This window comes from Streptomyces mesophilus (assembly GCF_040300965.1).
GTDB classification, from domain to species: domain Bacteria; phylum Actinomycetota; class Actinomycetes; order Streptomycetales; family Streptomycetaceae; genus Streptomyces; species Streptomyces mesophilus_A.
This window is the reverse complement of record NZ_JBEPEW010000192.1, coordinates 1-13,060: the sequence shown is the minus strand read 5'-3', so window position 1 is coordinate 13,060 and position 13,060 is coordinate 1. Positions and strand designations below refer to the sequence as shown.

The window sequence follows — 13,060 nt, the reverse complement described above, 5'->3', positions numbered from 1 at the left end:
CTCGGCCGTTTCCCGGGCCGCGCGCGCCTGCTCGCCGGCCTCCTCGCGACGGTCGGCGGTGAGCAGGGCCTGAGCGAAACGCCACCGGCAGCGCGCCAGTTCGTACGGATCGCCGTAGCCGAAAGCCGTCACGGCCCGCTCCCATGCCGCGACATCCGGCCCCTCGGTGGCGCGTATCAACTCGGCCTCGGCGCGCGCCAGCCAGGCCAGACCCTCCGGCCCGTGCCCGGTCCCGTCCTCGCCGCGGGCCGCAGTGGACCGGGCCAGCTCCACCAGCTCGGCGGCGGTCCCCGCCCACTGCGCGGCGCCCGCCGCGTCACCGGAGAGCCGGGACTCCTCCGCGCTGTCCGCGACCGCCGACAGGGCGAGCGCGGCAAGCCGCACCGCCACATCGGGCCGGTCGACGCCCGAGCCTTCCGCGAGCGCGTCGACCGAAGCGTGCAGCTGCCGTACGCAGCCCTCCGTGTCACCGCGCAACGCCGCCGCATCGGTCAGCACGACGCTCGCGACCAGCATCGCCATCCAGTCGGAGGTGCTGCCGTCGAACAGGGCGCGCGCCCCGCCCACGGCCCGGTCGAACTCGCCGCGCGCGAGGGCGACGTACAGCGCGGGGGCGGTCGCGAACCCGCCTGCCTCCGGGAGCAGTTCGGAATCCGCGGCGGCAGCCCGCGCGCATTCGTCCCAGCGGCCGAGGGTGTAGAGCAGCAGGGACTGCATATAGCGCAGTTCCAGGCCGTACGGGGAGGAGAGCAGGCCCGCGCGACGGGCGAGGCCGAGCCCTTCGCCGCTCCAGGTCAGGCAGGCGTCCAGATCCCCGGACTCGTAACAGCCGATCGCGACGTTGTAGAGCGCCCGCATCTCCACGGGGAGATTTCCGGCGGCGCGGGCCAGCTCACGGGCCCCGCGCAGCCTGTCCCGGCCCTTCTCGGTACTCCGGTTGTGCTCTTCCATGCCGACCAGCGAGATCATCAAGTCGGCCTGGGCGTCGCTCAGTCCGAGCCGCTCCGCGGCGTCGAGCGCCTGCCGGCCGACGCGCTCGGCGTCCTCGTCCCGCCCCACGTACCGGGCCGCCATGACGTGGGTCGCGGCCGCCCACACCCAGGTGGGCGACGGCGGCTCGGCCGGGATCAGGGACAGCGCCTCGGTGCTGTACGTGAAGGCGGCCTTGAGGTGATCGACCCGCAGCAGCCGGAAGGCGAGGGTGTAGCGGATCCGGGCGGCGAGTTCGGAATCGGAGTCCGCGCCGGTCCGGTCGAGCGCGGAGCGGGCGAGCTGCACGCCGCGATGCGGGTCACCGGCGTGGGCGGCGGCGGCCGAGGCGCGCAGGGTGAGGCTGACCGCGTCGCTGTCCTTGGGGCGGGCGGACGCCTCGACCGCGTCCCAGAGGTCGAGCGCGGCCTCGAGATGGCGCAGCTCCTCGGCGGGCGCGCCCACGCCCTTGGCGTGGTCGGCGGCCTCCAAGGAGGCCGTCAGGGCATCGGGCAGGTCGTGGCTCTCGCGCGAGTGATGGGCGCGCTCCGCGGCGCTCTGCCCCGAACGGTCCTCCCGGGCAAGGAGTTTGGCGAACACGCCGTGCAGCCTGACCCGCTCGCCGGGCAGCAGGTCCGCGTACGCGGCCTCGCGGATCAAGGCGTGCCGGAAGGAGTACGTGGCATCGTCACCCGGTACGAGCAGTTGTCGCCCGACCGTTTCGCGCAGCGCCGACTCCAGCTCTTCCTGCGGCAGTTGGACGGCATCGCGCAGCAGGTCGTGACCGACCGTGCGGCCCGCGACGGCCGCGGTGCGCAGCACTTGCTGGGCGGTGTCCGTCAGTTGCTCGATCCGGATGAGCAGCACATCGACCAGGCTGCCAAGGCCGCCCAGACCGCCCTGGTCACCGGGCATCGCGGAGGAGCCGGGGTCGTCGTCGCCGGGCAGCGCGGCGAGCAACTCCTCGGCGTAGAAGGCGTTTCCCTCGGCACGTTCGACGATGCGGCCGACCGTGCTGTCGGAGAGCGGGCCCGTGCGCAGCCCGCGCACGAGCCGCGCCACGTCCGCGTCGCCCATCGGACGTAGCTCCAGGCGGTCGACGGCGGGCAGCCGGATCAGCTCGGCGAGCAGGGGGCGCAGCGGGTGGCGGCGATGCAGATCGTCCGAGCGGTACGAGGCGAGGATCGCGAGCCGGCGCGGCGGGCCGCCGGGCACGGGCCGCTGGAGTACGCCCCGGCTGAGCAGGAAGCGGAGCAGATCGCGGGAGGACTGGTCCGCCCAGTGGAGGTCCTCGATGACAAGGAGCAGCGGAGCCTGCTCGGCCAGCTCGGCGAGGAGCGCGGTGACGCCCTCGAAGAGCTGGAGGCGGCTGCCGGGGTCCTGCGCGGGGCCGGTCCCGGAGGCGGCGCCGAGCAGCCGGTTCACCGCGGGGTGCGCGGCGAACACGGGGGCGAACCGTTCGTCGGCGGCCGCCGCGCCGAGGAGCTCCGTGAACGGGAGGTAGGGCAGGCCCACGTCCCCGAGATCCATGCAGTGGCCGGTCAGGACGGTGGTGCCGGCGTCGGCGGCGTGCGCCGCGGCCTCGGTCAGGGTGCGGGTCTTGCCGACGCCCGCGTCTCCGGCGACGAGGACGGCGCGGGGATCGCCGGCCGCGGCCCGGTCCACCACGCCGGTGAGCCGGGCCAGTTCGTCCGCCCGGCCGATGAACGGCGTATCGAATATCTGAGCCACTCGCCCATCCTGGCATGCGTTGCTTCGCGGGCTGCGGGGAATTTGGGGTGGGGGCGCCTGCGGCGGGCTTTTCCCCCACCCCGCCCCTTCCCGAAACCGGGGCTCCGCCCCCGGACCCCCGCATCCGAACTTCGTTCGGATCTGCTCAAACGCCGCAGGGGCTGGGTTCCCGCCGCAGCGCCACCGAAGCCGCCACCGCCGCGCCGACCAGGAGCACCATGGCCGCCACGGCCGCGACATGCATCCCGCTGGTGAAGGCCTCCCGCGCCATGGTCAGCAGGGCCGACCCCGCGCGCTCGGGCAGTTCCTCGGCCACCGCCGCCGCGCCGCCCAGCGTCTCGCGGGCCACGGCCGGGGCCGCGTCCGGCATCTGGGCGTGATAGACCGCGTTGCCGATCGAGCCGAGCAGCGCCATGCCCATCGCGCCGCCGAACTCGTTGCCCGTCTCCACGAGCGAAGAGGCGCTGCCCGCCTGTTCGGCGGGCGCGGCGCCCATCGCCAGGTCCGTCAGCTGCGAGCCGATGATCACCGCGCCACTGGCGAGGACACCCGCGGCGACCAGGATGGTCCACAGCGAGTCCGTACCGACGAAGAGGAGGAGGGCGAAGCCGGAGGCCGAGATCAGGAACCCCGTGGCGACGACATGCGCGCGGTTCATGCCGCGCTGGACGAGCAGTGTCGCGACGGGCGCCGCGAAGCCGATCAGGACCGAGGGGAGCAGGGCCCAGAGCGCGGATTCCATCGCGGACATTCCGAGGACCGACTGCAGGTACTGCGTCGTGAAGTACGCCGAGCCCATCATCGTCAGCGACGAGATCATGATCAGCGAGATGGCCGGGCCGAAGCCGCTGCCGCCGCGGAAGAGCGCGGGCGAGATCATCGGCGACGCGGCGGTCCGCTGGCGGTGCACGAACAGCGCCGCGAAGACGAGCCCGACCGCCACCGAGGCCACGTACGAGAGCTCGACGCCCTCGGCGGCGATCTCCTTGAAGCCGTAGACGACCGGCAGCACGGCGGCCATCGACAGCGGTACGCCGATCCAGTCGAAGCGCCCGGGGGTCGGGTCCTTGAACTCGGGGATCAGCACCGGCGCGAGGACGAGCAGCAGCACCATCGCGGGCAGGTTGACCAGGAAGATCGAGCCCCACCAGAAGTGCTCCACCAGGATGCCGCTCATCACCGAGCCGAGCGCGACACCGGACACCATCACCGTCTGCCAGATCCCGATCGCCTTCGCGCGCTGGCCGGCGTCCCGGAACATGTTCCTGATCAGCGCCATCGTCGACGGCAGCAGCGTCGCCCCGCCGATCCCGAGCAGGGCGCGGGCCGCGATCAGCATCTCCGCGCTGTGGGAGTAGGCCCCGATGACCGAGGCGGCGCCGAACGCGGTCGCGCCGAGCAGCAGCAGCCTGCGGCGGCCGATGCGGTCGCCGAGCGAGCCCATCGTGATCAGGAGCCCGGCGAGCACGAACGCGTAGATGTCGAACATCCACAGCTGCTGGGTGCCGGACGGCTGCAGATCGGCGTTGATCGCGGGCACCGCGAAGTAGAGGACCGAAACATCCATCGAGACCAGCATCAGCGGCAGCATCAGCACGCCAAGTGCCGTCCATTCCTTGCGGGTTGCGCGCTCGGGAGCCGCTTCGTGCTCCTGCGTGGTGCTCGGTGAGTTCGTCATGACAGCGACTGTACGGACGTCTTAAACGGTTGTCTAGTACGAGTGTGTAAAACGTGCGTCTTGTACGAGCGTCTGCGAGCTGGGTAGGCTGTCCCGCATGGGACACCGTGAGGATCTGCTCGAAGGCGCGAAGCGCTGCCTGCTGGCCAAGGGCTTCGTACGCACGACGGCGCGCGACATCGTCAAGGAGTCGGGGACGAATCTCGCCTCGATCGGCTATCACTACGGGTCGAAGGACGTACTGCTCGCCGAGGCGTACATCGCGCTGGTCGAGGGGGTCTCGGAGAGCTTCGACGGCGATCCCGAGGCGGGGTTCTCGACGCCGCCCGGCTCGCTCGAACGCTTCGAGGAGGTCTGGGGCGGGGTCATCGCGACCGTGCGCGAGCCGGACTCGGTGTGGCGGCTGAGTATCGAGATCATCGCGATGGGCGACCAGATGCCCGCGGTACGGGACTACCTGGCGAAGGCGCAGAGCGAGGGCGGGCGCGGCTTCATCGCGATGCTGATGGGCGTCGAGGAGTCGACGGTGCCGGACGACGAGGTCGCGACGCTGGGCCAGTTCCTCACGACCCTGATGACCGGGCTCATCGCCCAGTACTCCTTCGCCCCGGAGACCGCGCCGAGCGCACAGGAGCTGACCGAGGGGCTGCGGCGCCTGATCAAGGCCGCCGGGCACGACGCGTAGTCGGGCTCAACCTCCCTGCAGCCGTGCCGCCTTGAGCGCCATGTGCAGCAGCAGCCGGTCCTCGCCGGCGTCCAGGTCGAGGCCGGTGAGCTGCTCGATGCGCGAGAGCCGGTAGTAGAGCGTCTGCCGGTGGATGCCGAGCGCCGCCGCCGTCCGTCCGGCCTGGCCCGCGTGGTCGAGGAACACCTCGGCGGTGTGGGCGAGTTCGGGGTGCCGCAGGAGTGCGGTGACCGCCGGGTCCTGGGCGGCGCCCGCCGGCAGTGCGGTCAGCAGGCGGTACGGGCCGAGCGCGGACCATTCGGCGACGGGTGCCGACTCCTTCGTACGGGCCGGCTTGGCGCCTTCGCCGCGGTGCCGCGCGGCAGCGGTACGGGCCGCGGCCAGCGCCTCCCGCCACGCCTCCGGCAGCTCGGCGAGCCCGCGCCGGGCGCCCCCGATACCGGCGGCGCTCCCGGACGCCGAGCCGAGCAGGCGCGTGGCGACGGTGTGGGCGGGGGAGAGGTTGTCGGCCGCGCGCACCCGTACGAGAGCGGCGAACGCGGTGGGCCCTTCGTCCGCGGAGGCCGGTGGCACGGCGCACACGGCGACCGTGCCGGGGACCCGGGCGGCGGCCCCCGTCGTGGACCGCGGCCAAGGCGTCACGCAGACGACGGCGAGCAGATCGTCGGCGCCGGGCCCGAGCGCGGCCCGCAGCGCGGCCACCGCCATGTCCCGCTGCCAGCCGCGGCCGCTGGTCAGAACGGCCCGCAGCTCACGCGCGACGTCCTCGCCGGCGCTCGCCTCGTCGGCGAGCAGCACCCCGATGCGCTCGGTCACCTCCATCGCGGCGGCGAGCTGTTCAGGGCCCGGGCCGGGGTCGGTGTCGAGCAGCCACACGTAACCGTGGACGACGCCGCGATGCCGTACGGGCAGACAGATGCGGGCCCGCAGCACACCGGCGTCGGGAGCCGCGGGGATCCGCACCGGCTCGGTGGCCCGGGCGATCCCGAACCCCTCGAACCAGGCGCGGACGGCGGAGGTCGACTTCCGGGTCAGGATCGACCGCGTCCGTACGGGATCCATCTCGATCTCGTCGTCGCCCTCATGCGCACCGAAGGCGATCAGCCCGAAGTCCCGGTCCTCGAGGGTGGCCGGAGCGCCGAGCAGGGTCGAGACCTCGTCGACGAGGTCCTGGTAGTCGCCTTTCACCTGTCCATTCTGGGGTACCGGCCGCAGTGGCCGTCCTTCCCGGCCGCCAGATGCACGCTCCCGCACCTCATACAGATGTATGAGATCCGGCCCACGGATGCGTGACACCTGTAGATGGCCCCGAATCGGCGCGATCCTTAGGTTTCACGGAGGTTCTCCTGGCCGTTCCCGGAACGTTGGCGTTTCCTGGTGCGGCACCCCTGACCCCCCGCAAAAAATGGAGGTGCCCCGTGCTGGGTCCCGTGATCCTCGCCGCGTCCCGCAGCGACAAGATGCGCCGCTTCGTCTCCGCCGCGCCGGGCACCAAGCAGGTCGTCGCCCGGTTCATCGCCGGCGAGAGCGTCGACCAGGTCATCCCGATCGTCCAGGAGACCGCGGACAAGGGCCTCGAAGTCACCCTCGACGTGGTCGGCGAGGACATCACCACCGTCGAGCAGTCGCACGCCGCGCGCGACGCCTACCTCGAGCTGGTCGAGCGCCTGAAGGACCTGGGTCTGGGCACCAAGGCCGAGATGTCCGTGAAGCTGAGCATGTTCGGCCAGGCGCTGGACGGCGGCCACGAGCTGGCCCTCGCCAACGTCCGCCCCGTCGTCGAGGCCGCCGCCGCCATCGGCACCACGGTCACCCTGGACGCCGAGGACCAAACCACCCTCGACTCGATGTTCGCCATCCACGAGGAGCTCCGCAAGGACTTCCCGCAGACCGGCTGCGTCATCCAGGCCTACCTCTTCCGTACCGAGGACGACGCCCGCCGCCTGTCCGCGGCCGGCTCCCGCGTCCGGATCGTCAAGGGCGCCTACAAGGAGCCCGCGTCCGTCGCGTACCAGGACAAGGGCGAGATCGACAAGGCGTACGTCCGCATCCTGAAGATCCTGATGGAGGGCGACGGGTACCCGATGATCGGCTCCCACGACCCGCGCCTCATCGCCATCACCCAGGAACTCGCCCGCCGTGCGGGCCGCAAGCTCGACGACTACGAGTTCCAGATGCTGTACGGCATCCGCAGCGAGGAGCAGGAGCGCCTCGCCGCCGAAGGCCACCGGATGCGTGTGTACACCGCGTACGGCACCGACTGGTACGGCTACTTCATGCGGCGTCTCGCGGAGAAGCCGGCCAACCTCCTCTTCTTCGCCCGCTCGATCCTCACCAAGGGCTGAGCCCCCAGCTCGGACCAGCTCGAAACGACACCCCTCACAAAGGAGTTCAGGAACTCATGGACGCTGTAACCCAGGTCCCCACTCCCGTCAACGAGCCGGTGCACGGCTACGCCCCCGGCTCTCCCGAGCGCGTCCGCCTCGAGGCCAAGCTCAAGGAACTGGCCGAGAACCCGATCGACCTGCCGATGACCATCGGCGGCGAGCAGCGGATGGGCGGCGGCGAGCCGTTCCAGGTCGTGCAGCCGCACAACCACAAGTCCGTCCTCGGTACGGGGCGCAACGCTACGCAGCAGGACGCCCAGGACGCGATCGACGCCGCGCTCGCCGCCGCCCCGGCCTGGCGCGCGATGTCCTTCGACGACCGCGCCGCGATCATCCTGCGCGCCGCCGAACTGCTCGCAGGACCCTGGCGCGAGACGCTGGCCGCTTCCACGATGCTCGGCCAGTCGAAGACGGCGCAGCAGGCCGAGATCGACACTCCCTGCGAGCTCGTCGACTTCTGGCGCTTCAACGTGAAGTACGCCCGCGACCTGCTCGCCGAGCAGCCGCCGGCCAACTCCCCGGGCGTCTGGAACCGTCTGGACCACCGCCCGCTCGAGGGCTTCGTCTACGCGATCACGCCGTTCAACTTCACGGCCATCGCGGGCAACCTGCCGACCGCCCCGGCCCTCATGGGCAACGTGGTCGTCTGGAAGCCGTCCCCGACGCAGACCCACGCGGCCGTGCTGCTCATGCAGCTCCTGGAGGAGGCCGGTCTCCCCAAGGGCGTCATCAACCTCGTCACCGGTGACGGCCTCGCCGTCTCCGACGTCGCGCTCGAGCACCCGATGCTCGCCGGCATCCACTTCACGGGTTCGACCAAGACCTTCCAGCACCTGTGGAAGACGGTCGGCAACAACATCGAGAAGTACCGCTCGTACCCGCGCATCGTCGGCGAGACCGGCGGCAAGGACTTCGTCGTCGCGCACCCGAGCGCCGACCGCGCGATCCTCAAGACCGCCCTGACCCGGGGCTCCTTCGAGTTCCAGGGCCAGAAGTGCTCGGCCTCCTCGCGTGCCTACGTGCCCGCCTCGATCTGGAACTCCGGTTTCAAGGAGGAGTTCGCGGCCGAGGTCGACGGCATCACCATGGGTGACGTCACCGACCTGGACAACTTCATCGGCGCCGTCATCGACGAGCGCGCGTTCGCCAAGAACAAGGCCGCGATCGACCGTGCGGCGGCGGACCCGTCCTGCACGATCGTCGCGGGCGGCACGTACGACGACTCGGTGGGCTACTTCGTCCGCCCGACCGTCATCGAGTGCTCGGACCCGGCCAACGAGGTCTTCACGACCGAGTACTTCGGCCCGATCCTCGCGATCCACGTCTACGAGGACGAGGCGTACGACGAGATGCTGGCGCAGATGGAGTCCGTCTCGGCGTACGCCCTGACCGGCTCGATCATCGCCGGTGACCGCGCCGCCGCGGCCGACGCGATGGAGAAGCTCCGCTACGCCGCGGGCAACTTCTACATCAACGACAAGTCCACCGGCGCCGTCGTCGGCCAGCAGCCCTTCGGCGGCGGCCGCGCCTCCGGCACCAACGACAAGGCGGGCGCCCCCCAGAACCTGATGCGCTGGACGCTGACCCGCGCCATCAAGGAGACCCTGGTCCCGCCGACCGACTACCGCTACCCGCACATGGGCTGACACCCCACACGGGCTGACCACCCCGCAGTTCCCGCCCCCGTCCGGTCCCCACACCTGGACGGGGGCGGTTTCCATTGCCGGGGCTCCCGCGCTCCCCGTACGGCAGACTGCCCGCATGCTCCAGAGCGTGCGCACGGACGACGGCCTGCGGCTGTGGGCCTGTCGCGAAGGCGACCCGGGCGGTACCCCGCTGGTGCTCTGCCACGGCGGTCCCGGCCTGTGGGACATGTTCGGCGACGTGAGCGCGCTGCTCGGCGAGCCGGCCGCCGTGCACCGCTGGGACCAGCGCGGCTGCGGTCGCTCGGCACCTTGTGACGGACCGTGGACGACGGACCGTTTCGTGGCGGATCTCGATGCCGTACGGGCCCACTTCGGCCTCGGCAGGATGGTGCTCCTCGGTCATTCCTGGGGCGCCCAGCTGGCGTTGAGCTACACACTGGCGCACCCGGAGCGGGTCGAGACCCTCGCCTATGTGAGCGGTACGGGGATCGGGCCGGACGCGGACTGGCACCCGGGGTACGAGGACGGCCTGCGGGCCCGGCTTGCGGAGGAGCCCGCACGGCTCGCCCGGTGGCAGGAGCTGCAGGCGCGCGGCGCACTCTCCGAGGACGAGGAGCGGGAGAGCGCGGTCCTGCGGTGGGCCGTCGAATTCGAGGACCGGGAGCGGGCGTCGGAGCACGCGGAGCGGATGGCCGACCCGTGGTTCCCGGTCAACTACGCGTGCAACGCCGCCCTGAACGAGGAGCGCAAGCGGACCTGGGGCACGCCGGAGCTGTCCGCCGCGTGCGCGGCCCTCGACGTGCCCGTCCTGATCGTCGACGGCGCCCGCGACATCCGTCCGCGCTCGGCGGTGGACTCGCTGGAGCGGGCCCTGCCGCGGGTGCGGCGGGTGGTGCTCCCGGAGTCCGGCCACCACCCCTGGGTGGAGGACCCGGAGGGGTTCAGGGACGCGGTGGCCGGGGTGCTGTGAAGGGGCGGAGGGAACCGCTCTGCAGAGGCCTGGCATCTTGATCGGCATGACGAGCATCGAGCGCGACCTCGACTGGGACGGCTGTCACAACGTGCGGGACCTGGGCGGCCTCGGAGCCGTCGCCCGGGGTGCGCTCGTACGGGCCGACGGCCTGGACAAGCTCACCGAGAAGGGCTGGGCGGCCGCGTACGAGCACGGGATACGCACCGTGCTCGATCTGCGGGAGTCCGACGAGTACGGGGCGGACGCCGCGCCCCGGCCCGACGGGATCACCACGGTGCGCGTGGAGTTGGACGGCATGGCCGAGGACGCCGCGTTCTGGGCGCGCTGGACCGAGGACTGGCGCTGGGGTACGCCGCAGTTCTACGGGCCGTTCATGGAGAACTTCCCGCACCGGATCGCGGCGGCCGTGACGGCGGTGGCGCAGGCCGCGCCCGGCGGAGTGGCCTTCCACTGCGCGGCCGGACGCGACCGCACCGGGAACATCGCCCTCGTCCTGCTCTCGCTCCTCGGCGCCTCGCCCGAGGAGATCGCCGCCGACTACGCCCGCAGCGCGGCGAACATGGCCGCCCTTGAAGCCGCCACCGGCAAGCCGTCCCACCAGGACTTCCTGGACGCGGCGTACGCCGAACACGGCACGACCGCGTACGCGGACATGATCACGGCGGCCGGGGCGGTGCGGGCGGAGACCTATCTGCTGGCCGCCGGTGTCACCGAAGCCGACCTGAACGCCCTGCGCGCCCGCGTCGCTTGACCTTCACCGTCCAGTTGGCGCACGGACGTCGACGTACGCCCTCGTACGGGGCATCATCACCGCATGATCACGATTCATCTGCGGTACGAGATCGACCCGGACCGGATCGAGGACTTCGAGGAGTACGGGCGTCGCTGGGTCGACCTCGTCAGCCGTTTCGGCGGCTCCCACCACGGCTACTTCCTGCCCAGCGAAGGGGACAGCGATATCGCGTACGCGCTGTTCTCGTTCCCCAGCCTCGCCGCGTACGAGCGCTACCGCACCGACAGCATGGCGGACCCCGACTGCCAGGAGGCGTTCGAACTGGCCCGCAGGACCAAGTGCATCAAGCGGTACGAGCGCCGCTTCCTCCGTCCCCTGGCGTGACCTCGAGAAGCGCCTCCACGGCGGCCCGCGCCTCGGCCGGGCCCGCCGTCGGCGCCAGCGGAACGCCGATGCGTACGCGCAGCTGAGTGCGGTGCAAGGAGCCGTGCTTGGGCAGCAGCCGGCCCGTGCCCATGAGCGCCACGGGTACGACGGGCACCCGGGCGTGCTGGGCCAACAGCAGGGCCCCGCGGTGGAATTGACCGAGCGACCCGTCGGGGCCGCGGGTGCCCTCGGGGAAGAGCACGACCGCGTGACCCCGCTGCAGCTCCTCGGTCATGGCCAGCAGATCACCGAGACCGCCGCCTGTCCTGCGTACCGGAAAACCTGCCGCGAGCCGGCGGCAGATCCGGCGCCGCCAGGCGGTCGCGAACCAGTAGTCGGCCGCCGCGGCGATCCGCGGAGCATGGCGGGCGTCGAGCGCGGCGAGCAGCGCCGCGGTGTCCGCGTGCGAGGTGTGGTTGGCGATCACCACACAGCCGCCGCTCGGCAGCCGGCCCTCGCGGCGCACCCCGCCGGTGGCGGTGAGGGTGGCCCGCCACAGGGACTTGCGCAGCCGGGCGGACAGGCGCCGGGGGAGTGCGGGCAGATGGGCACAGTGCCGGACCGGACTCATCGGGCCATCACCCCCGCGGTCAGGAGCAGCGCCACGAGCAGCGAGTCGATCCGGTCGAGCAGCCCGCCGAACCCGGGCAGCCAGCTGCCCGCGTCCTTCACGCCCGCCTCACGCTTGACCATGGATTCGAGCAGATCGCCGACGACACAGCCGACGAGAACCGCGGTCCATACGAGCGGGGTGAAGGAGCCGAGTACGGCCAGCGCGCCGGCCGTCGCCGCCGCGCAGCCGACAACTCCGGCCCAGGTCTTGTTCGGTGACAAAGGGGAGAGGCGGCGGGCGAGCGGACCACGGCGGCCGAGGGCCGTGCCGCCGCACCACGCGCCCACGTCCCCGAAGGCCACCGCGACGCCGACGGCGAGCGCGGTGTCGCCGAGCAGCACCAGACAGGTCAGACCGAGCGGAATCCACAGGAGGCCGAAGGCGGTACGGCTGGCGCGGGTGAAGCCGGTGGTCGCGTCGGCCGTGAGCAGCGCGGGTCCGGCGGCCAGCAGCAGGACACCGAGGGCGAGTTGAGGGCCGAGCGCCTCGGGGGCCAGCCAGGCGAGCGCGGGCAGGGCGACGGCCGCGGCGGTCAGGACGGCCCGGTCGGCCCGGGTGAGCCCCGCCATCCGTACGTACTCCAGGACGGCCACGACCCCGAGCCCGGCCGCGAAGAGGGCCACGCCCGCGCTGCCGAGGAAGAAGGCGCCGAGGAACAAGGGAGCCGAGAACGCCCAGGTACGCCACCGCCGGCGCAGCTCGGCCCGCATCCGCAGCCGGGCCGGCAGCGCGGCGACCGCGATCCCGCCCGCGCCGAGCACACCCGCCACGACCGGGACACTCCGGGAGAGGGTGCTCATCGGGTGCTCCCCACCGCGGCGGCCGGCCGGTCGGCCAGCTCCCGCCACACCCAGGCGAGGCGCACCACCGCAGTGACCAGCGAGCCGACGGCGAGGATGCCGAGCACCGGCACGAACCACCCCGTCGCCGCCGCGAGCACGACCAGCGCACACCGCTCGGTCTTCCCCACGGGCCCGCCGTTGCGCCGCGGCGCCCCGGCCGCCGCACCCGCGAGCGCCACCCAGGAGGGGGCCGTCGCGGCGAGCGCCGCGCAGGCGACCAGCCACACAGGGGCCACGAACAGGAACCCGGCGAGCATCGCCAAGTCGGCCAGCCGGTCGCCGAGTTCGTTGACGACCGCCCCGCGCCGCGTGCACCGCCCCGTGTCACGGGCCAGCGCGCCGTCGAGGTTGGCGAAGGCGAGCCGGGCCGCGAGCAG

General features: G+C 72.3%; 11 protein-coding genes and 1 pseudogene. 6 read left to right on the top strand and 6 right to left on the bottom strand.

Going from position 1 to position 13,060, the window contains the following annotated elements:
* Both ABT367_RS37415 and ABT367_RS37410 read right to left on the bottom strand, forming a co-directional pair.
* Positions 1-2,700: ATP-binding protein (locus tag ABT367_RS37415; protein WP_352257922.1), on the bottom strand; the 2,700-nt coding region annotated here is incomplete at its 3' end.
* 145 nt (positions 2,701-2,845) lie between these two features.
* Positions 2,846-4,378 (bottom strand): MFS transporter, encoded by a 1,533-nt coding sequence (locus ABT367_RS37410; protein WP_352257920.1) that lies wholly within the window; start codon positions 4,376-4,378, stop codon positions 2,846-2,848.
* A 97-nt stretch (positions 4,379-4,475) separates the two neighbouring features.
* Between ABT367_RS37410 and ABT367_RS37405 the strand changes: the two genes are divergently transcribed.
* Entirely contained in the window at positions 4,476-5,063 is a 588-nt protein-coding gene (locus ABT367_RS37405; RefSeq protein WP_352257918.1) for a TetR/AcrR family transcriptional regulator, read from the top strand.
* Positions 5,064-5,069: 6 nt separating this feature from the next.
* Here the strand turns inward: ABT367_RS37405 and ABT367_RS37400 are convergent, their stop codons facing one another.
* Positions 5,070-6,251 carry a PucR family transcriptional regulator gene (locus ABT367_RS37400; protein WP_352257916.1) on the bottom strand — a complete coding sequence of 394 codons (1,182 nt, stop codon included), beginning with the start codon at positions 6,249-6,251 and terminating at the stop codon, positions 5,070-5,072.
* Between the two features lie 230 nt (positions 6,252-6,481).
* Between ABT367_RS37400 and ABT367_RS37395 the strand changes: the two genes are divergently transcribed.
* The 5 genes from ABT367_RS37395 (at position 6,482) to ABT367_RS37375 (ending at position 11,186) form a co-directional block, all read left to right on the top strand.
* Complete coding sequence (locus ABT367_RS37395) at positions 6,482-7,408, top strand: proline dehydrogenase family protein (protein ID WP_352257914.1); 927 nt, start codon at positions 6,482-6,484, stop codon at positions 7,406-7,408.
* A gap of 56 nt (positions 7,409-7,464) precedes the next feature.
* The gene (gene pruA, locus ABT367_RS37390; protein WP_352257913.1) at positions 7,465-9,096 is read left to right on the top strand and encodes an L-glutamate gamma-semialdehyde dehydrogenase; all 1,632 of its coding nucleotides are present in this window, start codon (positions 7,465-7,467) and stop codon (positions 9,094-9,096) included.
* Positions 9,097-9,211: 115 nt separating this feature from the next.
* A complete protein-coding gene (locus tag ABT367_RS37385) occupies positions 9,212-10,066 on the top strand; it encodes an alpha/beta fold hydrolase (RefSeq protein WP_352257911.1) in 855 nt (284 codons plus the stop codon).
* Positions 10,067-10,112: 46 nt separating this feature from the next.
* Entirely contained in the window at positions 10,113-10,820 is a 708-nt protein-coding gene (locus tag ABT367_RS37380) for a tyrosine-protein phosphatase (protein WP_352257910.1), read from the top strand.
* Between the two features lie 63 nt (positions 10,821-10,883).
* Positions 10,884-11,186: an NIPSNAP family protein gene (locus ABT367_RS37375; protein ID WP_165333410.1), complete on the top strand. Its 303-nt coding sequence runs from the start codon at positions 10,884-10,886 to the stop codon at positions 11,184-11,186.
* Between the two features lie 7 nt (positions 11,187-11,193).
* On the opposite strand, the pseudogene ABT367_RS37370 reads toward ABT367_RS37375, so the two are convergent.
* From ABT367_RS37370 to ABT367_RS37360, 3 genes and pseudogenes are all read right to left on the bottom strand, one after another.
* A pseudogene (locus tag ABT367_RS37370) lies at positions 11,194-11,799 on the bottom strand (lysophospholipid acyltransferase family protein); the annotation flags it as partial.
* Entirely contained in the window at positions 11,796-12,641 is an 846-nt protein-coding gene (locus ABT367_RS37365) for a phosphatidate cytidylyltransferase (protein ID WP_352257906.1), read from the bottom strand. The gene ABT367_RS37365 and the pseudogene ABT367_RS37370, both read right to left, overlap by 4 nt.
* A partial coding sequence (locus ABT367_RS37360) for a CDP-alcohol phosphatidyltransferase family protein (protein ID WP_352257904.1) occupies positions 12,638-13,060 on the bottom strand: 423 nt, incomplete at its 5' end. The genes ABT367_RS37360 and ABT367_RS37365, both read right to left, overlap by 4 nt.